The 21687-nt window shown below is 56.5% G+C and carries 21 protein-coding genes; 13 read left to right on the forward strand and 8 right to left on the reverse strand.

Going from position 1 to position 21687, the window contains the following annotated elements:
- Positions 1 to 7: 7 nt before the first annotated feature.
- A complete protein-coding gene (locus tag QCD69_RS14560; protein ID WP_301252534.1) occupies positions 8 to 1441 on the forward strand; it encodes an efflux transporter outer membrane subunit in 1434 nt (477 codons plus the stop codon).
- Between the two features lie 211 nt (positions 1442 to 1652).
- Here QCD69_RS14560 and QCD69_RS14565 read toward each other — a convergent pair whose 3' ends face one another.
- Positions 1653 to 2228: a cupin domain-containing protein gene (locus tag QCD69_RS14565; protein WP_253458721.1), complete on the reverse strand. Its 576-nt coding sequence runs from the start codon at positions 2226 to 2228 to the stop codon at positions 1653 to 1655.
- Between the two features lie 165 nt (positions 2229 to 2393).
- Positions 2394 to 2861, reverse strand: coding sequence for a hypothetical protein (locus QCD69_RS14570; RefSeq protein WP_253458725.1), 468 nt, complete (start codon positions 2859 to 2861; stop codon positions 2394 to 2396).
- 379 nt (positions 2862 to 3240) lie between these two features.
- Here QCD69_RS14570 and QCD69_RS14575 point away from each other — a divergent pair, with 379 nt between their 5' ends.
- Complete coding sequence (locus QCD69_RS14575) at positions 3241 to 6264, forward strand: hypothetical protein (RefSeq protein WP_301252536.1); 3024 nt, start codon at positions 3241 to 3243, stop codon at positions 6262 to 6264.
- Here QCD69_RS14575 and QCD69_RS14580 read toward each other — a convergent pair.
- The gene (locus QCD69_RS14580) at positions 6245 to 6496 is read right to left on the reverse strand and encodes a hypothetical protein (RefSeq protein WP_301252537.1); all 252 of its coding nucleotides are present in this window, start codon (positions 6494 to 6496) and stop codon (positions 6245 to 6247) included. The genes QCD69_RS14575 and QCD69_RS14580 overlap by 20 nt on opposite strands.
- 53 nt (positions 6497 to 6549) lie before the next feature.
- Here QCD69_RS14580 and aas point away from each other — a divergent pair, with 53 nt between their 5' ends.
- Positions 6550 to 8715 carry a bifunctional acyl-ACP--phospholipid O-acyltransferase/long-chain-fatty-acid--ACP ligase gene (gene aas, locus QCD69_RS14585; protein ID WP_301252539.1) on the forward strand — a complete coding sequence of 722 codons (2166 nt, stop codon included), beginning with the start codon at positions 6550 to 6552 and terminating at the stop codon, positions 8713 to 8715.
- Positions 8708 to 9922, forward strand: coding sequence for a lysophospholipid transporter LplT (gene lplT, locus QCD69_RS14590; RefSeq protein WP_253458737.1), 1215 nt, complete (start codon positions 8708 to 8710; stop codon positions 9920 to 9922). Before aas ends, lplT begins: the two co-directional genes overlap by 8 nt.
- Before the next feature lie 83 nt (positions 9923 to 10005).
- On the opposite strand, the gene QCD69_RS14595 is transcribed toward lplT, so the two are convergent.
- From QCD69_RS14595 to mutH, 4 genes are all read right to left on the reverse strand, one after another.
- On the reverse strand, positions 10006 to 11046 hold the full coding sequence (locus QCD69_RS14595; RefSeq protein ID WP_301252541.1) for an NADP(H)-dependent aldo-keto reductase: 1041 nt from the start codon (positions 11044 to 11046) through the stop codon (positions 10006 to 10008).
- A gap of 180 nt (positions 11047 to 11226) precedes the next feature.
- Positions 11227 to 11442, reverse strand: coding sequence for a YgdI/YgdR family lipoprotein (locus QCD69_RS14600; protein WP_125287384.1), 216 nt, complete (start codon positions 11440 to 11442; stop codon positions 11227 to 11229).
- Positions 11443 to 11606: 164 nt separating this feature from the next.
- Complete coding sequence (locus QCD69_RS14605; protein WP_253458743.1) at positions 11607 to 12317, reverse strand: TerC family protein; 711 nt, start codon at positions 12315 to 12317, stop codon at positions 11607 to 11609.
- 68 nt (positions 12318 to 12385) lie between these two features.
- The gene (gene mutH / locus QCD69_RS14610) at positions 12386 to 13072 is read right to left on the reverse strand and encodes a DNA mismatch repair endonuclease MutH (protein ID WP_253458745.1); all 687 of its coding nucleotides are present in this window, start codon (positions 13070 to 13072) and stop codon (positions 12386 to 12388) included.
- A 687-nt stretch (positions 13073 to 13759) separates the two neighbouring features.
- Between mutH and rppH the strand changes: the two genes are divergently transcribed.
- The 8 genes from rppH (at position 13760) to QCD69_RS14650 (ending at position 20482) form a co-directional block, all read left to right on the forward strand.
- Positions 13760 to 14284 (forward strand): RNA pyrophosphohydrolase, encoded by a 525-nt coding sequence (gene rppH, locus QCD69_RS14615; RefSeq protein WP_125287387.1) that lies wholly within the window; start codon positions 13760 to 13762, stop codon positions 14282 to 14284.
- Between the two features lie 11 nt (positions 14285 to 14295).
- Positions 14296 to 16542: a phosphoenolpyruvate--protein phosphotransferase gene (ptsP, locus tag QCD69_RS14620; RefSeq protein WP_253458747.1), complete on the forward strand. Its 2247-nt coding sequence runs from the start codon at positions 14296 to 14298 to the stop codon at positions 16540 to 16542.
- Positions 16543 to 16681: 139 nt separating this feature from the next.
- Positions 16682 to 17563, forward strand: a complete 882-nt coding sequence (gene lgt / locus QCD69_RS14625; protein WP_253458750.1) for a prolipoprotein diacylglyceryl transferase — start codon at positions 16682 to 16684, stop codon at positions 17561 to 17563.
- Positions 17560 to 18354, forward strand: coding sequence for a thymidylate synthase (thyA, locus tag QCD69_RS14630; protein WP_253458753.1), 795 nt, complete (start codon positions 17560 to 17562; stop codon positions 18352 to 18354). The genes lgt and thyA overlap by 4 nt, the downstream gene beginning before the upstream one ends.
- A 296-nt stretch (positions 18355 to 18650) precedes the next feature.
- The gene (locus tag QCD69_RS14635) at positions 18651 to 19193 is read left to right on the forward strand and encodes a prepilin-type N-terminal cleavage/methylation domain-containing protein (RefSeq protein WP_370734695.1); all 543 of its coding nucleotides are present in this window, start codon (positions 18651 to 18653) and stop codon (positions 19191 to 19193) included.
- Positions 19184 to 19735: a prepilin peptidase-dependent protein gene (locus QCD69_RS14640; protein WP_253461231.1), complete on the forward strand. Its 552-nt coding sequence runs from the start codon at positions 19184 to 19186 to the stop codon at positions 19733 to 19735. Before QCD69_RS14635 ends, QCD69_RS14640 begins: the two co-directional genes overlap by 10 nt.
- Positions 19732 to 20172 (forward strand): DUF2509 family protein, encoded by a 441-nt coding sequence (locus QCD69_RS14645; protein ID WP_253458756.1) that lies wholly within the window; start codon positions 19732 to 19734, stop codon positions 20170 to 20172. The genes QCD69_RS14640 and QCD69_RS14645 overlap by 4 nt, the downstream gene beginning before the upstream one ends.
- A 16-nt stretch (positions 20173 to 20188) precedes the next feature.
- Positions 20189 to 20482, forward strand: coding sequence for a prepilin-type N-terminal cleavage/methylation domain-containing protein (locus QCD69_RS14650; RefSeq protein WP_253458758.1), 294 nt, complete (start codon positions 20189 to 20191; stop codon positions 20480 to 20482).
- Between the two features lies 1 nt (position 20483).
- Here QCD69_RS14650 and QCD69_RS14655 read toward each other — a convergent pair whose 3' ends face one another.
- A complete protein-coding gene (locus tag QCD69_RS14655) occupies positions 20484 to 20630 on the reverse strand; it encodes a hypothetical protein (RefSeq protein ID WP_253458761.1) in 147 nt (48 codons plus the stop codon).
- Between the two features lie 230 nt (positions 20631 to 20860).
- Between QCD69_RS14655 and QCD69_RS14660 the strand changes: the two genes are divergently transcribed.
- A complete protein-coding gene (locus QCD69_RS14660; RefSeq protein WP_253458764.1) occupies positions 20861 to 21610 on the forward strand; it encodes an oligogalacturonate-specific porin KdgM family protein in 750 nt (249 codons plus the stop codon).
- Positions 21611 to 21687 lie beyond the last annotated feature (77 nt).

Raw genomic sequence — 21687 nt, forward strand, 5'->3', positions numbered from 1 at the left:
AATGACAATGAAAAAATTACCGTTTCTGTCCGGGCAAAGGACAAGCTCCAGGCTCGCGCCTGTTTTTCTGGCGCTGCTGTTAAGCGGCTGCGCCGTCGGCCCCGATTACCATCGTCCGGCGGTGAACGTGCCCGCGCACTATAAAGAAGCGCAGGGCTGGCGCGAGGCCGCACCGCAGGATGCACAAAGCAAAGGCGACTGGTGGTCGGTCTATCACGACGATACGCTGAGCGGTCTGCTGCGGCAGGTTGCCGTTTCAAACCAGAACGTGGCGCAGTATGAAGCGCAGTATCGCCAGGCCAGGGCGCTGGTCAGTGAAGCGCGCTCTGACCTTCTGCCCGGTGCGACCTACAGCGGTTCCTCAACGCGCAGCGGCAGCGCTTCCACGGGCACGGGCCAGCGCACCGCCAGCGACAGCCATTCGCTACAGGCCAGCGCCAGCTGGGAAGTGGATATCTGGGGCAAGCTGCGGCGTACGCTGGAAGAGAACAAAGCCAGCGCGCAGGCAAGCGAGGCGGAGCTGGCGAATATCACCCTCAGCGCCCAGTCCGAGCTGGCGCAGGATTATTTCCAGCTGCGCATTATGGACCAGCAGATCGCGCTGTATCAGGAAAGCGTCGCGGCCTATCAGCGCTACCTGACTATTATTGAGAATAAATATCAGGCCGGCAGCGAGTCTCGCGCCACGCTCGCGCAGGCGCAAATGCAGCTGGAAACCTCGCGGGCTTCGGCGCTCGACCTCAGCTGGCAGCGGGCGCAAACCGAACACGCTATCGCTATCCTGCTCGGTAAAACGCCGGCGGAATTCAGCCTGCCGGTAACGAAAGCGATGACCGCCACGCTGCCCGCCATCCCGCAGGCCGTGCCCTCGACGCTGCTTGAGCGCCGCCCGGATATCGCTTACGCAGAACGCACTGTGGCAGCGGCCAATGCCGCCGTTGGCGTGGCGATCGCAGGCTACTATCCCGACCTTACGCTGAGCGCCACCGGCGGCTTTACCAGCTCGGCGCTGCATAATTTGCTGTCGCTGCCGAATCGCGTCTGGTCGCTCGGGCCGTCGCTCAGCGGCACGCTGCTGGACTTTGGCGCCACCTCGGCGAAAGTGGAGCAGGCGAGAGCGGCCTATGACGCCGACGTGGCCAGCTATCGCCAGGCGGTGTTGACCGGCTTTGAGGAGGTGGAAAACTACCTGGTGGAGCTGCATACGCTGCAAAACGAAATCGTGGCGCAGCAAAACGCCACCTCGGCGGCGCAGGAGTCGGCCCGCGTCACGCGTAACCAGTATGAAGCGGGGATGATTGACTATCTGGATGTCGTCACCACTGAAAACAGCAGCCTGAGCCAGCAGCAGAGCCTGCTGGCGCTGCAAAGCACGCAGTGGGTCGCCAGCGTGCAGCTGATCGCCGCGCTGGGCGGCGGCTGGCGGGAGGCATCGCGCTAACATATGGGCGTTATCGCCCCGGCGGAAACCGGTCTGAAAAGCAATTGGAATATCAGCATGGCGGGCAGTATCATCGTTAAGACTGCCCGCATCACGAATACAAATTCCAGTGCCTACAAATATCGCCACTTTGGCCGTAAAATATCTCTGGCAGCCTTAACTACATTATTTCCCGGCCAGTTGGGCCGCTGCAGCCGGGTCGTAACCTACATTATTTACCCGCCAGTTGTGCCGCCAGAGCCGGGTCGTAACGACCATCAAGCTGAACGAACAGGATACGGCAGGACTCCTGCGATCGGTTGGACCACGCATGATTAGTGCCCCGCTGTACAACTACGCTGCCGGGCCTGAGCAGCACCTCTGAGTCATCAAGCACAAGATAAACTTCGCCGTGTACGATCACGCAATAATCGACCGCCTCGCTGCGGTGCATCATGGGGTGGGGCGAATCGGCTTTTACCGTCAGCCCGTCGGTATAGTTAACCTGTTCAAAAAGATCTTTAATGCGGTTATCTTCCTGATCCAGATAAGAGGCATCAGGCGGCAGATCGACGAAGCGAATACGCGTGCCGTTGGTTGGCGCGTTGTGCATTACCGGTCCGCTAGTGGGATCCGGATCGTTATTAACCGGCGCGGGCGATGCCGACGTTTCCCAGACCTCGTGAAAAATCAGCCCCGGGATCGCTTCCGTCTCAATGACCGAAGGCAGCGAACCCTCGCTATAAATCGTTGATTTTCCTTTGGCGTCGTGTCCGGTAACAATGCGGTGGATGGCGGGTAACGGCATAGCGTACTTCTCCTCTGCGGCGAAAAATATAAATGCTCAGGCAATCCGAACATCCCTTTATTTCAGCCAGTATGTTTAAACATCTGTGTGACAGCGTTATGGCTGATGCAGCATAAATTGGGACGCGCCCATACAGCACGCCCGAAAAGTTTTAATCGCGCGTTATTAATGCTGCCCGGATGGCTCGGTGAAGTAGCGCAGCGTCCTGCTGTCATTCAGCATATGATCGCGCATGTAGTCCATATCAGCGGTGCTGAAATCCTTTTTTGTCTCCTGGCTGGTTTTTATTTCATTGGCTGCCAGATCGACGGAAAGCGCAGAGTGCGCGGTAGAAACATGGACGTTATCGTCGTCCAGATCCAGATAATCATATTGCGACCTGAGATTTTGCTGAAGCGCTGCTAAACGGGTTTGCTGCTGGTCGGCAACGGCCGGATCTTTGTCGAGAACGGTAGCCAGCGTGAGATTAATTTCAGATTCAAAATGATCGTCGAACGCCTGGCGGACGTTGGCAGCAAAATCTTTGATATCCGCTTCCGGTTGCAGATGAGCAAGCAACCCGCTTGTTTCCCCGTCACGAGAACGATAAGTGATGCCTACGCCAATACAGGGGCCGCATCCGCCTGTCTCCATCTGCTGATTATCTCCTTTAAGCAAGGCGACCTGTCCCATCCCCAACAATCCTTGCCGAAGGTTGTCAGGGGCAACGCTTCCTTTAATGCCAGCCGCGCCATGATGCAAGCCGTTTAGCGGCCCTTGTAAATGGCGGGTTGCAGAGGCTGCCTGTTTATTCTGCTCTGTAGCCAGAGCGGGCGCCGATATGCCTGAACGATTAACCTGCACGCGTCTTCCTCAATAAAAGTGATGTGATATGAGGGGGCTTTAGTGTCCTTAACGCGTCAACGGTTCCCGTAAAATAATGGAATGGCCAGCAACCCGGGCGGAGCAATCGTTGTAAGGAACCATAAGTTTCACGTCGCCACTAAAGCGCTTTAGAAAATAAGGTGAACTTATGAAATTCGTTTCCGGCCAGCTAAGGCCATACCAAAACCCGAGCCAGGGAAACAGGTTACGTGAGGAAAGCACTACGCCGTTGCGCAGCGGAGAGGCTCACCAGGCCGGGCGGCCTGGCGGGCGTCGTCACAGTATGGATAGTGGGTCGGCGAATTTACATTTGCAACAACAGGTTACTGAGCTTGAAGAGCAGGTTAATAAGATCCGGGCAAAGGACGATCTCGAAGCCGCGCCCGGCACGTTCAGCGCTGATTTGCATCAGCATATGCTGGGCCAGCGTCGCTATGAAAAAGCGGCCACGGCTGATCTTTTGGGAACGCAAACCTGGAAGCGTATGCGGTGCGCGCAATTGAACGCTACTCCGGGCGGGCAGGTGGCCGCCGCGCAGTATGGGTTGGGGTTTGCGCATGATGAAACAAGCGGTAAAGTCCCGTTCGGCAAGCTGGAGATCGGGCATGAAATGAATGGCTACTATCAGCGTATGGCGCCTTCGGGAAAAACCCTCAATCTGTGCCACCAGCTCTACCAGCTGCGTTATCCGCAGGCGAAGCAGCAGCAGCGTCTGTTTATCAACAGCGAATTTATGACGGATAAAATTGTTAAACGTTTCCAGGCCCAGCATCCCGGGCACGGGCCGTTAAAACAGGAAGCCGTCGCGCCGGGTATTATTGCCATCAGCTGCGACAGTGTGGATGACTGGCAAGCGCTGGATTTACTCGCTGATAAATTCGGCGCCCGTCCTTCGGCTTATCAGGTGGCCCGGAACGCCGTCGGCGCACAGCAGCAGCCTTTCATCAACGACCCGCGAGTACAGAATCACCTGACTGTTGCGGCGCTTCGCTCTCCTCATGCCCAGGGGCCGGTTACGCAGCTGAGAAAGATACCTGACTCGCTCAGCACCAGCGTGCTGGCCCGGGCGGATGCGGATATGATCGACGAACTTACCCGCATACTCAGCTACCCGCAGCTGGCCCAGCGTCATCAGCAAAATCCTTTGGTTGCGCAGGGATTGCAGGGCATCCGCTTTATTGCCGAAGCCATGCCCGCGCTGGCTACGGACAGCACCCGATTCGGCAACGCTCACCGGGCGCTGATGGAGGAAATGCAGGTGTTGCTGGGCGCCATAAGCCCGTACAAGGCCAACGCCTTTAAGGCGTACGCTTCGCAGCGCATCCGCGAAGCGCTGCCGCCGCAGCAGGCGATGCAGCTCAATCCGATCGAACCTTTCTTGTTATCCTCAGGAATGCAGGCGCTTACGGAAGCCCTTGAGGCCGCCCTGATCGCCAGCCGCAGCGGATTAGCGCCCCTGAAGAACGGGGAAAAGTGCACGCAATTCTATTACGAGGCCGAGGAGTATGCGGACAGCTTCGGCAAGCTGGCCGATCCGCAAAAGCAGTCGCCTGCGTTTTACACCTCTTTCTGCGACAGCTTTGTCGCCCACAACAGTCAACCCGAACACAGTTGGTCTTTGCAGGATATGATTGAGGGCATCGGGCAGGAGATGAAAAACCGCAAAAATAAAGCGGAGCCGCTTAACGTGGTTATCGACACCACCATTGAAAAAGAAGGAGAAATGAAGGCGCTAATGGGGACCTTTAGCGAAGCGTTAGCCAATAATGAACTCCGCTTATTCCTGTGCAAAAGCCATCAAAAGTTCGGCAATCTGGGCGCAACCAAAGTGCTGGGAGGGAGCCTGACGCTGGTGGGCGCGAAAACAGAGGGAAACGAAGCCCTACAAAAGCGGTTTCGCCATTACGAGGCCAGCCAGAACTGGTTTCATCATGGTGAAGGCCAGCTCCTTACGCACATTACTCATGCAGCCATCAGGCATGAGCCAAAAATGCTACAGCAGTCCATTGATAACGGTAACTTTATTGCTCAACACTGTTTTAATGGTGAAAACGGGCACGGCCGTTTTGCTGGTCACGATACCGATAAGCCTTTTTCCATGCTGAACACCTATAGCCTCGAACCGGAAGCGCGCTATCCCAGCTTTAAATTGAACGCAAATTCAGGGAAGGCGCAGCGCTGGTCGTACAGTCCTGCTGAGGTTGTAGAGAGTGATTTGATTCGCGCCCGCGGCTCCTTTGGCTTTACCGAAAGTACGATTAGCTCGATAGGTAATCTGCCGGGTTATGACGACAGAATGCTGCGTCTCAGTCACGGCAGCGAAACGAAACCTGAAAGCATTGAAAGAAACTGGATGCTGAGCAGGGAAATGCAGCTGGATCGTCCTTCTCTCACTATTGGATCAGCTCTGCATCTGGCAAAACAGCTGGTTAATGATTCCCTGACGCCGGAGCAGCGCCGTTCGCTGCACGACAGGCCCTTCAGCGAAAAGCTGCGCCAGGCGGGGAAAAATGCCGCTCCGGTAATCAGTAATCAACAAAGAAATGAAGCCAGCGTCGCGGAGCTGCGCGCTACGGCGGCCCTTCCTGAAAACTTCACGCTGAATAAAGTGGCTTCGATTGTGGGGTATCTTAACCACCTGATAAGCAGTGAGGATCTGACGGAGGAAGTGGCCTACTCGGACGATCGTCAGGCGCTGGATGAACTGCTGGGGGGATTTATCGATTCCGGCATGCCCGGCGTTTCCCGTACGGGTCGTGAACAGGCGGTCAGATTACGCTGTGAGCTGAGCCTTGAAGATATGTGGAGCGACGATCCCGAAACGCGGCGGCGCGGCACCGATCATCTGCTGGCGGCTTCCGACAGCCATATCAGCCGCGGCATGGGCGTGCTTAAAGAGGCGGTGCCGGATAAAGCCTGGCAGGAAATGCCGCAAAAAGTGCGGGACCGGTTGGTCAGCGTTATTTTCGACAGGCTGGATGTTAACAGTCAGCTCGAATTTCTGCACCATAACAGCCAGTTAACCGGGCGCGGGCAGTTTACCCAGGAGTGTGCCATGCGGCTGGCCGGCAGTCTGAACGCCAGTTCGCCGGAAGCAACAAGCCAGCACTGGCAGGCCACAATAATGCAGGCCATGCTGCGTCGGGGCATTATTACGCCGGGCAATAGCTGAGAAAGGCATGGGCCGCAGGAAAATCAGCTTGCTGAGCCGGGCTGCCATCGCCTGATTTTTTATGTTGCCGTGTAGCGCAGGTGCTAAAAAAAGCGTGAGCGCTACTGGTTTTGGTTGTTCGCCAGCAGGAGCCTGTTTCTTCGGCCAGCGCCGCAAATCTTTTTGCAACGCTGCGGTATCCACACATAAATTGATTCAGCACGTCCTGATTTTTATGTTCCGCCATTGTCATGCGCAGCCATATCCTGCATCGTTACAGGCAAATTTATCTGCTAAGGAGATGGCATGCTGCTTTCATTTTTCCGTCTGCTGGTTGGGGTGCTCTACCGTACCCGGCTGGCTGGCGATCTTTCCCCGCTGCACCAGCCAAAGGTGCTGATTGTGCCCAACCATATGTCGTTTCTGGACGGCATGCTGCTGGCGCTGTTTTTGCCGGTTAAGCCGGTATTTGCCGTCTACTCTTCCATCAGCGAAAAATGGTATATGCGCTGGGTGCGCCCGCTGGTGGATTTTGTGCCGCTGGATCCGGCAAAGCCGCTGTCGGTCAAGCGTCTGGTAAAAACAATCGCGCAGGGCCGTCCGGTGGTGATTTTTCCCGAGGGGCGAATTACCGTCACCGGATCGCTGATGAAAATTTACGACGGTGCCGGTTTTGTCGCGGCAAAGTCGCAGGCTACCGTTGTGCCGCTGCGGATAGAGGGCGCGGAGTTTTCGCCGTTTGGTCGCCTGGCCGGCGTGTTTAAGCGCCGCCTTTTCCCGCGTATCAGCATGACCGTGCTTCCTGCCACCACCATCCCGATGCCGGAGGCCAAAACCGCGCGGGAGCGCCGCAGGCTGGCGGGAGAGCATCTGCACCATATTATGATGGAAGCGCGGATGGCGGTGCGCCCGCGCGAGACGCTTTATCAGGCGTTTCTGGCTGCCCGCACGCGCTATGGCTATTTCAAATCCTGTATTGAAGACGTCAATTTGCAGCCTGACAGCTACACGGGGCTGCTGAAGAAATCGCTGGGCGTCGGCCGGATCCTGGAGCGTTATACGTCGCCAGGCGAATACATTGGCCTGTTGCTGCCGAATACCACGGTGACCGCCGCCGCGATCCTGGGCGCGTCGATGCGTGGCCGCGTTCCGGCGATGCTTAACTACACCGCTGGCGTTAAAGGCGTGGGCAGCGCGCTGAAAGCGGCAGAGGTAAAAACGGTTTTCACCTCCCGTCAGTTTCTGGACAAGGGCAAGCTCTGGCATCTGCCCGAGCAGCTTACCGGGGTAAAATGGATCTTTCTGGAAGATCTGAAAGGAACGATTACCACGCAGGATAAACTCTGGATCCTCGGCCATCTTCTTCTGCCACGCCATGCTGAAGTGCAGCAGCAGCCGGAAGACGCGGCGATGGTGCTGTTTACCTCCGGCTCGGAAGGTCATCCTAAAGGCGTGGTGCATTCGCATAAAAGCCTGCTGGCGAATGTGGAACAGATCCGCACGGTGGCCGACTTTACGCCGCGCGACCGCTTTATGTCCGCGCTGCCGCTGTTTCACGCTTTCGGCCTGACCGTTGGGCTGTTTACGCCGCTAATGACCGGGGCAGAAGTGTTCCTTTATCCCAGCCCGCTGCACTATCGTATTATTCCGGAGCTGGTGTATGACCGGAACTGCACCGTACTGTTCGGCACCTCCACCTTTTTGGGCAACTACGCGCGCTTTGCTAATCCGTATGATTTCGCGCGCCTGCGCTACGTGGTGGCCGGTGCAGAAAAATTGCAGGAGGGCACGCGTCAGGTCTGGATGGAGAAATTCGGCATCCGCATTCTGGAAGGGTACGGCGTGACGGAGTGCGCGCCGGTGGTGGCCATCAACGTGCCGATGGCGGCGAAAAACCATACCGTCGGGCGTATTCTGCCGGGCATGGATTCTCGTCTGATTTCCGTGCCGGGGATTGAGCAGGGCGGGCTTCTGCAGCTGCGCGGGCCGAATATTATGAAAGGCTACCTCCGGGTAGAAAAACCAGGCGTGCTGGAAGCACCGCAGGCGGATAACGGCGAAGGACAGATGGAAGCAGGCTGGTACGATACCGGTGATATCGTCAGCTTTGACGAGCATGGTTTTTGTCAGATCCAGGGGCGCGCAAAGCGGTTTGCTAAGCTGGCGGGCGAAATGGTGTCGCTGGAAATCGTCGAGCAGATTGCGCTGAAGGCATCGGCAGAAAAACAGCACGCCGCGTCGATAAAGCCCGACGGCAACCGTGGCGAAGCGCTGGTGCTGTTTACTACCGACGGCGAATTAACCCGCGACAGGCTGCAGAAGGCGGCTCGCGAGCTGGGCGCACCGGAGCTGGCGGTGCCGCGCGATATTCGCGTGTTGCCGCAACTGCCGCTGTTGGGCAGCGGGAAACCCGACTTCGTTACGCTGAAAAGCATGGCGGAACAGCCGGAAAAAGAGGCGGAAAATGCATAACTCATCCGGCAGCGAAAAGCTGCTTTCGCGCGGCATGATGGCGGTTATCGCCGCGCAGTTTTTGTCGGCTTTTGGCGATAATGCGCTGCTCTTCGCCACGCTGGCGGTGCTTAAAAACCAGGTTTATCCGGACTGGAGCCAGCCGGTGCTGCAAATGGTTTTTGTCGCCACCTATATCATCCTGGCGCCTTTCGTCGGCCAGGTTGCGGACAGCTTCGCCAAAGGTCGGGTGATGATGGTCGCCAACGGCCTCAAGCTGCTGGGCGCGCTGACTATCTGTTTCGGCTTTAATCCTTTTATCGGCTATGCGCTGGTTGGCGTTGGCGCGGCGGCCTATTCACCAGCCAAGTACGGCATTTTGGGCGAAATCACCGGCGGCGAAACGCTGGTCAAGGCAAACGGCCTGATGGAATCCTCAACCATTGCGGCTATTTTGCTGGGATCGATCGCGGGCGGCGTGCTGGCGGACTGGAATCTGACCGGCGCGCTTATCGCCTGCGTGCTGGCCTACGGGCTTGCCGTAGCGGCGAACGTGCTGATCCCAAAACTGGCGGCGGCGAGGGCGGGGCAAAGCTGGCATCCGCTGCGCATGTCGCTCAGCTTTTTCCACGCCTGTCGCGAGCTGTGGCGCAATGGCGAAACGCGTTTTTCGCTGGTGGGCACCAGCCTCTTCTGGGGCGCGGGCGTCACCCTGCGTTTTCTGCTGGTGTTGTGGGTGCCGGTCGCGTTGGGTATTACCGATAACAAAACGCCCACGCTGCTGAATGCTATGGTCGCCATCGGCATTGTGTTCGGCGCAGGCGCGGCCGCGAAGCTGGTGACGCTGAAAACGGTCGGCAGATGTATGCCGGCGGGCGTGCTGATTGGCGTGGCGGTGGTCTTTTTCGCCTTGCAGCACACGGCGGCAGGCGCTTACGGATTACTGATAGTTATCGGCATGCTTGGCGGCTTCTTTGTGGTGCCGCTGAACGCGCTGTTGCAGATGCGCGGCAAGGAGAGCGTCGGCGCAGGCAACGCTATTGCGGTACAAAACCTGGGTGAGAACGGCGCGATGTTGATCATGCTGGGGCTTTACTCGCTGGCCGTGAAGCTGGGCGCGCCGCCGGTAGCCACCGGCGTGGGCTTCGGTGCGCTGTTTGCGCTGGCGATTGCCGTGCTGTGGGGCTGGCAGCTGGCGCAGCATCGCCACACCAGAGTGGGGAAATAAACGGATTTTCAGAGCAAAAAAGGGGCGGAAATATTCCGCCCCTTTTTACTGGCTACCGTTAACCGTTTTCGTCAAAAAACGAGTTAAGGCGACGGGAAGGTGTAGCGGCGATGGATAGCTTCCAGCCCCTGCATCACTTCCTCATCCAGCGTCAGATTATAGCTGTCGATATTCAGCTGCAGCTGTTCCAGGGTAGTCGCGCCCAGCAGCGTACTGGCGACGAAAGGCTGCTGACGGACAAAAGCCAGCGCCATCTGGGACGGGTCAAGATTATACTTTTTCGCCAGCGCCACATACCCGGCAATAGCCAGCTCGGCCTGTTCGCCGCTGTAGCGGGTAAAGCGGCTGAACAGCGTGTTGCGCGCGCCGGCAGGCTTAGCGCCGTTCAGGTATTTGCCGCTCAGCGTGCCAAAGGCCAGGCAGGAATAGGCCAGCAGCTCGACGCCTTCGTGCTGGCTGATTTCCGCCAGACCCACTTCAAAGCTGCGGTTCAGCAGGCTGTAGGGGTTCTGAATAGAGACAATGCGCGGCAGCTCGTGCTTTTCCGCCAGCTGTAAATAGCGCATCACGCCCCACGGCGTTTCGTTCGAGACGCCGATATAGCGTATTTTACCGGCACGAACCTGCTCGTTCAGCGCTTCCAGCGTCTCCAGCAGCGTGACCGTGGCGGTATCTTCCGCATATTCGTAGTTCAGCCGTCCGAAGTAGTTGGTCTGTCGCTGCGGCCAGTGCAGCTGGTAAAGATCCAGATAGTCGGTGTTCAGCCGCTTCAGGCTGGCGTCCAGCGCCTGACGGATGTTCTTGCGATCCAGCGCCTGGCCCGGTCGGATTGAAGCATCCGCACCGCGTACCGGCCCGGCGACTTTAGAGGCCAGCACCACTTTTTCGCGATTGCCGCGCGCCTTCAGCCAGCTGCCAATATAGGTTTCGGTTAACCCCTGCGTTTCCGGGCGCGGCGGCACCGGATACATCTCAGCGGTATCGATCAGGTTAATGCCGGAACGGAGCGCCAGATCAAGCTGCGCATGGGCATCGGCTTCACTGTTTTGCTCGCCAAACGTCATGGTGCCTAATCCCAGGCTGCTGATTTCCAGCGTACTGTGGGGGATGCGATGATAATGCATGTGCCGGCTTCCTTTTTTCATTATTAAAAGACCAGCCTGGCGTGCGGGGTAAAACTGTTGAAGCAAACGCCAGATCCGGCTTTTGACTATAACCGTCGGGCGCTACAGGGGGAAGAGCGGATTTATCGGGAAGTGCGGTGGGGGCCACCTGTCGGAAAGCGTCAGGTGGCGGGATTGGGCTTAGCGTTCAACAATCGATGAAACCTCATCGCCGTTGATTTGCAGCTCATGGCCGGAGCGATCGGTGTACTTCACCAGACCGGTATCCTGATCGATCTCCGGTTTACCCTGGGTCATAATCATCTTGCCTTCTTTTGTCGCCATCACGTAATCACTGCTGCAACCGCCGAGCAGCGTGGCCAGCATCAGAACGGCCGCGCCAGACATCAACTTCATACTTCGCTCCCTTAGCCTTCAATTTGCCTGCATCAGTAATAGCGCATTTTACAGAAAGCGTTAACCGCAGAACTCCTAAAAAGGCGTCACAGCACGACGAACTATTGACTTTGATCGTAAAAACAACAGGAAGAAGCCGACCGGCAGCGCCGGTCGGCCTGGTATCAGGCGTGGTTTTTTTTGCCGCGTAGCAGGTTAAGACACTCTACCGACATGGAGAAGAACATCGCGAAATAGATATAACCTTTTGGCACGTGAATATTGAAGCTTTCCAGGATCAGGGTGAAACCTACCAGGATCAGGAAAGTCAGCGCCAGCATTTTTACTGAAGGATGGCGGTCAACAAATTCACCGATAGCGCGGGCGGCAAACATCATCACGCCCACTGCAATTACCACGGCCGCCATCATAATAATCAGATGATCGGACAGGCCAACGGCAGTAATTACCGAATCAAGACTGAAGATAATATCCAGCAGCATAATCTGCACAATCGCGCCGGCGAAGGAATGAACATTGCTTTTATGTTCTTCTTCACCGCCTTCTATTGTTTCGTGGATCTCCATACTGGACTTCCACAGCAGAAAAAGCCCCCCGAACAGCAGGATTAAATCGCGCGCGGAAAAAGAGTGGTCCATCAGCGTAAACAGCGGCGTGGTCAGGCGAATGACCCAGGCAATCGAGGCCAACAGACCCAGACGCATCAGCATGGCGCCCGCCAGGCCGATACGGCGCGCGGCGTTCTGCTGCTGTTTGGGAAGTTTAGCCACCACCAGAGAAAGAAAAATAATATTATCAATACCCAGAACGATTTCCAGAATCGTCAGTGTACCCAGCGCCAGCCAGGCGTTGGGATCGGCAATCCAGTCAAACATACAACGTTGCATCCTAAACGAAAGTTAAACGAAGAGTATACTCATCCGGATGCCGCTCAGCTAAAGCTTTACAGTAAAAAATGACGTGCCAGTAAGGGCGCGGTGAAAGCCTTTTTCAGGTAGAAGCCCCTGGGCAGCGTCATTACCGGCTGGCCGTTTTCGCCAATGCCTTCCGTCAGGGCTTTGCTGTTGGCGGCTTTGGGCCGGATTTGCAGCACTTCGCCGTGGCGGGCGGTAATACGCTCTACCTGTCCCAGCACGATCATATCCATCAGCTCTTCCCAGTCGCGCCGCAGCAGCAGCTCTTCTTCTTCACTGGGACTCCACAGCAGCGGGGCGCCGACGCGACGTTCGGCCAGCGGAATTGCCCGATCGCCTTCTACCGGGATCCATAATACTCTCGCCAGCTTATGTCGCACATGGCTGGTTTCCCAGACCAGACCGCTGTTGCCGGTCAACGGCGCCACGCAAACAAAGGTGGTTTCCAACGGGCGGCCCTGCGCGTCGACAGGAATAGTTTTCAGCTCCACGCCGATGTCGGCAAAATCCTGTTCTGGTTTGCTGCCTGCGCTGGCGCCCAGATAGCGTTCCAGTAGCATACCCACCCAGCCCTTATCGCGACGCAGGTCGCGCGGTATCGTAAGGCCCGCTCTCAACGCCAGTTCGCCCAGCGTAAAGCCAGCCAGCTGGCGCGCGCGTTCCAGTAACGCGGCTTCGTTTTCCGGCGGTAAAACCGGAGAAAAATAGTCTGGCATCGCCTGCTCTTGGTTGTTGGTTAAAAAATGAACAGTAGTTTTCCCTATTAAAAGGGATGCGTTCATCCCTGAGGAAAAGCGCAATAATAGCATGATTAATCGCGGCTTTTTTTTGTCACTTTGCGGCCGCGATCGGGAAGTTGAAAAGGTTATGCCTGTCTGCGCACCGACAATGAACAGGATCTTACACGTAGTTATCCACAGAAAAATGGGATAAGTCGATTTTTAAAATAATACTGTTTCGATTTACAGGCTTGACGCGGCGGTTTTACCCGGGTTACCGCATTTTTTGCTTAGGATAGCAACATATCCTGTGGATAAAAAAGTCGGTGTTCGATCTTTCGCCACCTGCCTGGTGTCGTCATTGATCGGGGGCCCTGAAACAGCAGAAGGACGCGGTAGAATTGGATAAATCCCAATATTTATAATGCGTTAACCAAAGTATTAACCTTGGGCTAAAAGGCGCCACTCTGAGTTTTCCCCAGCGGCCAGGAGAGTTCTGCACAAAGATATCCACAGAAAAGGTGAATAAGATCGCGCAAAAGTGGCGATTTCTGTTTATAACTCTACGAATGTTCGCAAGTTATCCCGCGAATGCCGTCAGTAACGCCCCAAAAGCAGTGGTTTACCGTCTGTAAGGAGTATGAAACAATCAGGCTATCCGAGTATTAGTTTTGAGGTAGTCCAGTGATCGATGATGATGGCTACCGCCCGAATGTTGGTATCGTAATTTGTAACAGGCAGGGACAAGTGTTGTGGGCCAGAAGGTATGGCCAGCACTCCTGGCAGTTTCCTCAGGGAGGCATCAACCCTGGCGAAACGGCAGAACAGGCGATGTATCGAGAACTCTTTGAGGAAGTCGGTTTGCACCGCAAAGATGTGCGCATCCTTGCCTCTACCCGGAACTGGTTACGCTATAAGTTGCCGAAACGTTTGGTGCGTTGGGACACAAAGCCGGTTTGTATCGGCCAGAAACAGAAGTGGTTTCTTCTGCAACTCTTGTGCAATGACGCGGATATCAACATGCAAACCAGCAGCACGCCGGAGTTCGACGGCTGGCGCTGGGTGAGCTTCTGGTATCCTGTACGTCAGGTTGTCTCTTTTAAACGCGACGTTTATCGCCGGGTGATGAAGGAGTTCGCCAGCGTGGTGATGCCCCTGCAGGAGAATGCCGTACCGCGAAATACGCCTTATCGACGGAAGAGAGGGTAAGCCGCTCAGATATGCTTATACAGCTGCGCGAGATAGTGGAGAAAGTGGCAGGAGCGCCCCGGCTGACCGAGGCGCTCGACATTCTGGTCAGCGAAATCTGCCTGGCAATGGATACCGAAGTCTGTTCGGTCTACCTGGCCGATCACGACCGTCGCTGCTATTACCTGATGGCGACGCGCGGCCTGAAAAAGCCGCGCGGCCGCACCGTCGCGCTGGCTTTCGACGAAGGGATCGTCGGGCTGGTAGGGCGTCTGGCTGAACCTATCAACCTTGCCGATGCGCAAAGTCATCCCAGCTTCAAATATATTCCTTCCGTAAAAGAAGAGCGCTTCCGTTCTTTTCTCGGCGTGCCGGTTATCAGCCGCCGCCAGCTGCTGGGCGTACTGGTCGTTCAGCAGCGCGAGCACCGCCAGTTTGACGAGAGCGAAGAATCGTTTCTGGTGACGCTGGCTACGCAAATGGCCACTATTCTCTCTCAATCGCAGCTTAATACGCTGTTCGGACAGTACCGGCAAACCCGCGTGCGCGCCCTGGCCGCCGCGCCGGGCGTGGCGGTGGCCGCAGGCTGGGTAGAAAGTAACCAGCCGTCGCTGGATACCGTTTCGGCGGCCTCCACGCTGGATGCGGTGCGCGAGCGCGAAAGGCTGTCGCTGGCGATGGACGAGGCTTCCGGCGAGTTTCGCCGCTACAGCAAACGTTTCACCTCCAGCGTGCATAAAGAAAGCGCCGCCATTTTCGATCTCTATTCGCACCTGCTCAGCGACAACAGGCTGAAAAAAGATCTTTTTGCGGAGATCGACAACGGCTTCGTGGCGGAATGGGCGGTAAAGAAGGTCATTGAGAAGTTTGCCGCCCAGTTTGCCAGCCTGCAGGACAGCTATCTGCGTGAAAGGGCGGGCGATCTGCGCGCGCTGGGGCAGCGTTTGCTGTTTCACCTCGACGACACCATGCAGGGCACCAATACCTGGCCCGAACGCTTCGTGCTGGTGGCCGACGAGCTGACCGCCACGACGCTGGCCGAGCTGCCGCACGATCGCCTGGCAGGCGTGGTGGTCAGGGATGGCGCGGCCAACTCGCACGCGGCGATTATGGTGCGCGCGATGGGCATTCCGACCGTGATGGGCGCGGATATTCAGCCCGAGGCGCTCAACGGCAGGCTGCTGATCGTGGACGGCTATCGCGGCGAGCTGCTGGTGGATCCGGAACCGGTGCTGGTGCAGGAATATCAGCGGCTGATCAGCGAAGAAAACGAGCTGAGCAAGCTGGCGGAAGACGTGGTGGAGCGGCCTGCGACGCTGAAGTCGGGCGAGCCGGTAAAAGTGATGCTCAACGCGGGCCTGAGCGCGGAGCATGAGCAGGCGCAGGGCGGCCGCGTGGATGGCGTCGGGCTTTACCGTACGGAAATCCCCTTTATGCTGCAAAACGGTTTCCCTTCCGAAGAGGAGCAGGTCGCGCAGTATCAGGGGATGCTGCAACTCTTCCTGGAAAAGCCGGTTACGCTGCGCACGCTGGATATCGGCGCTGACAAACAGCTGCCCTACATGCCGATAAGCGAGGAGAACCCTTGCCTGGGCTGGCGCGGTATCCGACTAACGCTGGATCAGCCGGAGATTTTTCTGGTCCAGGTACGCGCCATGCTGCGCGCTAACGTCGCCAGCGACAACCTCAGCATTCTGCTGCCGATGATCACCAGCATTGATGAAATCGACGAGGCGCTCAGGCTAATCGAACGAGCCGGAAAGGAAGTGGAAGAGATGCTGGGCTACCCGATTCCCAGGCCGCGCGTCGGCGTGATGATTGAGGTACCCTCGATGATCTTTATGATCGGCCACCTGGCAAAGCGGGTCGATTTTATCTCCGTCGGCACTAACGATCTGACGCAGTACCTGCTGGCCGTCGATCGCAACAATACGCGCGTCGCCAGCCTTTACGACAGCCTGCATCCGGCGATGCTGCGCGCGCTGAAAACCATTGCGGAAGAGGCGAAGCGGGCCAATATCGAACTCTGTCTGTGCGGCGAAATGGCGGGCGATTCCAGCTGCGTCGCCCTGCTGGTGGGGCTGGGCTATCACCATCTGAGCATGAACGGACGCAACGTCGCCAGGGTGAAATATCTTCTGCATCATATTGATTACGAAGAGGCGCAGAAGCTGGCGGAAGCGGGCCTGCAGGCGGAACAGGCAAATGAGGTGCGCCACCTGGTCGCCGCCTTTATGGAACGGCGCGGGCTGGGCGGTCTGATCCGCGGTGGTCGATAGTTCTCTTATTAAAGTTTACAAAGTTCCATCGGGCCGCCTTCGTGCGGCCTGTGCTATGATGCGCGCCTCTGCGCGGCGCCGCACGCGCGCTTTATTCATTCCGTCACCTGAAATCAGGGACTATTAATAATGGTGAAAGATGACTAACGGCTATCTGGCTTTCCCCCAATTTGATCCGGTAATTTTCTCCGTCGGGCCGATCGCCCTGCACTGGTATGGCCTGATGTATCTGGTCGGCTTTATCTTTGCCATGTGGCTGGCCGTACGCCGCGCCAACAAGCCGGGCAGCGGCTGGAAAAAAGAAGAGGTTGAGAATCTGCTCTATGCGGGGTTCCTCGGCGTCTTCCTGGGCGGCCGCATCGGCTACGTGCTGTTTTATAATATGCCGCTGTTTCTGGATAATCCGCTCTATCTGTTCAAGGTCTGGGATGGCGGCATGTCGTTCCACGGCGGCCTGCTGGGCGTTATCTGCGTGATGCTGTGGTTCGCCCACCGTACCAAACGCAACTTTTTCCAGGTGGCGGATTTTATCGCGCCGCTGATCCCTTTCGGGCTGGGCGCCGGCCGTCTGGGCAACTTTATCAATGGTGAACTCTGGGGACGCGTAGCGCCCGATCTGCCATGGGCGATGCTGTTTCCCGGCTCGCGCGGCGAAGACGTAGCGCTGGCCGCCACCCATCCTGAATGGCAGTCGCTGCTGGCTACTTACGGCGTGCTGCCGCGCCATCCTTCTCAGCTCTATGAACTGCTGCTGGAAGGCGTGGTGCTGTTTATCATTTTGAACGTTTTTATCCGTAAAAATCGTCCGATGGGCGCGGTATCAGGCTTGTTCCTGATCGGCTACGGCGTATTCCGCTTTATCGTGGAGTATTTCCGTCAGCCAGACGCCCAGCTGGGCCTGTTCGACAATTTTATCAGCATGGGGCAAATCCTTTCGACGCCGATGATTATCGCCGGCGCGATTATGATGATTTGGGCGTATCGCCGCCGTACCGTGCAACACGTTCGTGAGGAAAAATGAAACAGTATCTGGAATTAATGCAGAAAGTGCTCAACGAGGGCACGCCGAAAAATGACCGTACCGGTACCGGCACGCTGTCGATTTTTGGTCATCAGATGCGTTTCAACCTGCAGGAAGGCTTTCCGCTGGTGACCACCAAGAAGTGCCATTTGCGTTCGATTATCCATGAGCTGCTGTGGTTTCTGAAGGGCGACACCAATATCGCCTATCTGAAAGAAAATAAAGTGACCATCTGGGACGAGTGGGCCGATAAAAACGGCGACCTTGGCCCGGTATACGGCAAGCAATGGCGCAGCTGGGGCGCGCCGGACGGCCGCCAGATTGATCAGCTGGCAAAAGTGATGGAGCAGCTGAAAAACGATCCGGACTCGCGCCGCATCATCGTCTCCGCGTGGAACGTGGGCGAGCTTGACGAGATGGCGCTGGCGCCGTGCCATGCCTTCTTCCAGTTCTACGTGGCGGACGGCAAGCTTTCCTGCCAGCTCTATCAGCGCTCTTGCGATGTGTTCCTTGGCCTGCCGTTTAATATCGCCAGCTATGCGCTGCTGGTGCATATGGTGGCGCAGCAGTGCGATCTGGAACCGGGCGACTTTGTCTGGACGGGCGGCGACACGCACCTCTACAGCAACCATCTGGAGCAGGCGAATCTGCAGCTGACCCGCGAGCCGCGTGAGATGCCGAAGCTGGTGATCAAACGTAAACCCGCTTCGCTGTTTGATTATCGTTTTGAAGATTTCGATATCGAAGGTTACGATCCGCATCCTGCCATTAAGGCGCCGGTCGCCATCTGACCGACTAAGGGAGCGAGCTTTCGCTCCCTTTTTTACGACCCGACAAAGCTGCTGCCGTTCTCTCTGCTGTACTAAATTTAAGTATCCCCGTGTTGCCACCGTTATTTCTGCCTTTTTCTTTTCTGCCCGGAGCTTAAGCGTCGCTCTCTTGCCGCTGCCGTTCTCTTAACCGCTTTCTTTTCTGCCCGGAGCTTAAGCGCCCACCTGTCTGAACTTTATTTTTGCCGACAGGATGGCGCGGTAAAACCGCAGCGGAAAAGGTTGTTTTTCCAATACAGGCCGCAAAAAAACAGGTAATGAAACATCCAAAGCGTAAACGGCCGGAAAGCCGCTCGCATGATGGCTTTTTGTGGCTGGCAACTTTGCTCGCCAACGGCACAATAGAGCACATGAACAGAGCAGGCTTTACCTTACCGGAATTGCTGATCGTCATGACTATCGCCAGCATGCTGATGGCCGGCGCGGTCGGTGGCTGGCAGCAGTGGCAGCAGACGCAGCGGCTAAACGCGAGCGCGCGGCAAATCCAGCATTTTTTACTGCGGCTGCGCAGCGAGACAAACTGGCATAACCGGCAGGCGCTGCTGTGGAAAACGGATGGCGCTTCGTGGTGCCTGGGCAGCGGCCCGGTGCAGGCGTCCTGCCATGGCCGCCAGCGCCGAACGTTAACTGCGCCCTGGCCTGCGATAAAAATAGCCTCGCTCACGGAGGGGATGGGATTTTATGGCCGCCGCAACGTGGCCAAACCGGGCCGGATCGTGATCGTCGGCGCGGCGGGCGAACGTCATATTATCCTGTCGTCGAGGGCAAGGGTGCGCATTTGTCAGGATGCCTGTCCGTGAAGCGCGGTGGTTTTACCCTGCCGGAAATGTTAGTGGCGTTGGCGATTAGCGGCGTACTGATGCTGGGCGCGGCAAAATTTCTGCCGCTGTTGCAGATCGGCAATCTGCGGATCCTGCTGACCTTTCAGCTTCACGAAGAGCTACAGCTGATGATGAGCACGCTGGAAAAAAGCGTGCGGCGCGCGGGCTACTGTCACGGCAAATGCCAGGGCGAAGGGCTGCAGACGATCGGCGAAAAAAACGCATGCCTGCTGGTGCGCTGGGACGAGAACAGCAACGGCCGCTGGGAAGGGCCGGGCAATGACAACAGCGACTACTATGGCTTCCGGCTGCGCGACGGCAATCTGGAGGCGCAGCGCGGCGTACAGAGCTGCGACAGCGGCGGATGGGAAAAAATGAACGACCCGGACAGCATAGTAATCAGCGATTTTCGCGTGCTTAAGCAGGCGAGACAGATCCGACTGCTGCTTGGCGGCTATGCCAGACGTTTTCCGCAGCTGCCGCTAACCGTCGAGCGCTGGATCACGGCGGAAAACTTGTGAATACGCAGCAGGGAAGCGGTGCGCTGCTGATGGCGATCCTGCTGTTGCTGATGTCGACGGCGCTGCTCAACGCCACCCGACAGCAGCTGGATGCATCGTTAAGCCTTGTGGCGGACGAGCGGCTTTATCTGCGGCAGGCCAGCCTGGCCGCTTCGGCGCTGGAGGCGGGGAAAAGGGAAAAATGGGCGTCGACGGTGGTTTGGCGCTGCCTTACGGCACGGCAGCAGCCTGACTGGCGGGCCTGTTTTAAAGTGACAACGAAAGGCGAAGCCTTATTACGTGGTGACGGCGGCAAAGACACTATCGCCTTTTATCAATGGGTAACCCACGATGAACAAAATGGCCGCGTACATCCACAGCCGCACGGCTGGCTTGATTTTTGTCCGTTGGCGCAGGAAGAAGACTGCCTGCCGGACAGGGAAACCGCAGGGCTTTAGCCTGCCGGAAACGCTGGTGGCGCTGCTGCTGTTTAGCCTGAGCTCGCTGGCGCTGGTTCAGTATCAGCTGGCGCTGGGAAGAAGCTTTCAGCTGCAGCTACAGCAGCGGGAAGCGGTCAGGCTGGCCCGGCAGCGGTTCGAAGGCTATCAGGCGCCCGGCTGGCAGACGATGCTGGAACAGCAAACGCTGACCGAAGGCTGCATGCTGTTAACGGCGCGGGTTATCAGTCCTGCCGGGGCTAAAGCTGCATTATCGCAGCTGAGCTGTAAAAGCGAAGACCAACAGGAAAGTGCAGAGCTGCACAGGTAGTTTATGCTGTCGTCGTTTTGAAAAAGCCTGAAAGCAGCCAGCGGCCGATTATCTCTTTATGAGAGATAACAGCCGGAAATCTTTTTTCTGCTGCCACAGAAAAAAACAAGCTGGCAAAATAGCGAAGGTTCGGGACGTAACTATCCATTACTTTCCCTGTCATAATATTTTTGTTTTTATCAAGTGACTTTGCTTTTCAGGCGGTTTTGAAAGTTTTTATAAAAATATCTTTTCCCGTGTCAGTATTAACACAGAACGGCAGCGGCTTTTTGTATTAAGGAGGTATACCAGGACGGTTAACTATCCCGACTGAATCTGCCTGGCAATTAATGCAGTCAGTAACAGGCTCTTTTAATAAACCTTCACGGATGAAACAAGATGAAAATAGCAACGAAACTTTTACTCTCCCTCTCTTTATCCGCGGTATTTCTTCCCCCGGCGGGCGCAGATGCCGTCAAAGATGTGACCGTGGATTATCGACACGGCTACCGCCTGCGCGACCGCACCCACTACGATAAGCTGGCGCTGGGTGCCAGCCTGCCTGATAATTACGTTTTTAGCGTCGAAACCAAATTTAAAACCGGCGGCCCGGACCCGAAAGATAAATATTATAACGACATAGTTTTGAACGTAGTCGAAATGACGCTGATGAAAAACTTTTTTTATGGCGACTGGACTTTTACCCCTTTTATTCAGCCAGAGTTCAGTTCGGTGAGAACGGAATGGAAATTTGGCGTCGTGCCCTGGTATAAAATTAATGACAGCTGGTCTGTTGGCGGCATGTATCGCCTGGAGCTAAGCGACTATGCGCATGACGGCCAGTGCGGTGAAGCCGGTCACGACTATTGCAGCCTGGACAAGCACCGTACCGTTAACCGCTTTGATGCCTATTTCCGCTACCGCTGGAAAGATTTAACCACCACCTATAAATACATTTATATGCACGGTGACGATTTACTGTTCGCCAATAAGAAAAATAACTACGAGCAGGAGCTACAGTTTGATTATGTAGTTGGCGCGAACAGAGAGTGGCGGCCTTATGTCACCTTCGCCGATATCGGCCGCAGCGCTTATTCCAGCGAGCGCCAGCTCCGCTTAAGGCTGGGGGTCGCTTACACCTTTAAATAACTTTCGGCTACATAAACGGTAAACGGCCTGACAGCCGCATTTGCAACAGCCTCCGGACGGGGTAGAGTGTGCACGCA

It is taken from the genome of Erwinia sp. PsM31, assembly GCF_030433775.1.
In the GTDB taxonomy this organism is placed as follows: domain Bacteria; phylum Pseudomonadota; class Gammaproteobacteria; order Enterobacterales; family Enterobacteriaceae; genus Erwinia; species Erwinia aeris.